Origin of the sequence: Henriciella marina, from assembly GCF_027213945.1 — a bacterium.
GTDB lineage: Bacteria > Pseudomonadota > Alphaproteobacteria > Caulobacterales > Hyphomonadaceae > Henriciella > Henriciella marina_A.
In genome coordinates this window covers 1-255 of sequence record NZ_JAPWGW010000069.1, presented here as the reverse complement: position 1 = coordinate 255, position 255 = coordinate 1, and the positions used below count along the sequence as shown (strand labels likewise).

Genomic DNA, 255 nt, shown 5'->3' with positions numbered 1-255 from the left:
GTATAAGAGTCCGTGCAATGTGTTTGTCGCAGGTTTCATTGGTTCGCCGAAGATGAATCTCCTGTCTGGAGAAGTTGCTGCTAAATACAACGCGCATACTATAGGCATTCGTCCCGAACACTTGTCAATTTCAGATACTGCAGGTGAATGGGAAGGTGTTGTTGGAGTGTCCGAACACCTTGGTTCAGATACGTTCGTCCATGTACACTTCGATGGATCGAACGAGCCGCTCACAGTGCGTGCTGGTGGTGATCT

At 48.6% G+C, this 255-nt stretch carries 1 protein-coding gene; it reads left to right on the top strand.

Annotated elements, in window-relative coordinates; translation table 11 throughout:
- On the top strand, nucleotides 1-255 hold a 255-nt coding region (locus O4G74_RS16205; RefSeq protein ID WP_269403547.1), incomplete at both ends, for a TOBE domain-containing protein.